Origin of the sequence: Kitasatospora nipponensis (assembly GCF_039528135.1) — a bacterium.
GTDB lineage: Bacteria > Actinomycetota > Actinomycetes > Streptomycetales > Streptomycetaceae > Kitasatospora > Kitasatospora nipponensis.
Map to the genome: position 1 here is coordinate 1 of NZ_BAAALF010000595.1, position 850 is coordinate 850.

Genomic DNA, 850 nt, shown 5'->3' on the forward strand with positions numbered 1-850 from the left:
GATTTGGGGGAGGCCTGGGCGCGGTTGGCCTCCACCACGCCCAAGGTCGACCACACGTACACCCGCAGCGGGAAGTTCACCATCACCGCCGGCGTCAGCGGCGCGGACGGGAAGCCGAGCACCATCAGCTCGTTCCAGCCGGTCGTGGTGAACGAGCCCGGTCTGCCCCAGGTGGCCTTCGAGGCCAAGCACTGCGCCGCCTCCTACCCCGACAGCTGCTACCGCCCGCTGGCCTTCGTGATCGACACCACCGGGACCACCGCCCCCTGGCCGCTCGACAGCTTCACCGTCGACTACGGCGACGGCAGCGCCCCGACCGGCAACCTGTCCGAACCGCATCTCTACGCCGCGCCGGGTGACTACAAGATCACCGTCACCGCCAAGGACAACCACGGCCAGACCGGCTCGCTCACCAAGACGGTCACCATCGGCTACCAGGCCGCCCGGTACCCCGGCGGGAGCCACATCCGGCTGATCGACACCCGCACCGGCGACTACACCAGGCTGGGCTCGGGCTCGAAGCTCACCGTGAAGGTGGGCCAGGGCGGTAGGGGCGGCTGGCGGGACAACGCCATCGTGCTCAACGTGACGGCCGTACTGCCCTCCGGCGACGGCTTCCTCACGGTGGCCCCCGGCGGGGTGCCCCGGCCGAACAGCTCCAACGTCAACTACACCAAGGGCTCGATCGTCCCGAACATGGTCACCGTGCCCGTCGGCTCGGACGGCACCGTCGCGATCTGGAACTCCGGTGCGCCGGTGGACATCGTGGTGGACCGGATCGGCGCGTACAACCCCGACTACGGCAGCTACTTCAACCCGGTGGCGCCCCGTCGGGTGGTGGGCACCCGGG

Annotated in this window: 1 protein-coding gene; it reads left to right on the top strand. The window is 70.0% G+C overall.

The features are described from left to right. Positions 1–24: 24 nt before the first annotated feature. Positions 25–850: PKD domain-containing protein (locus tag ABD323_RS42120; RefSeq protein ID WP_344447349.1), on the top strand; the 826-nt coding region annotated here is incomplete at its 3' end.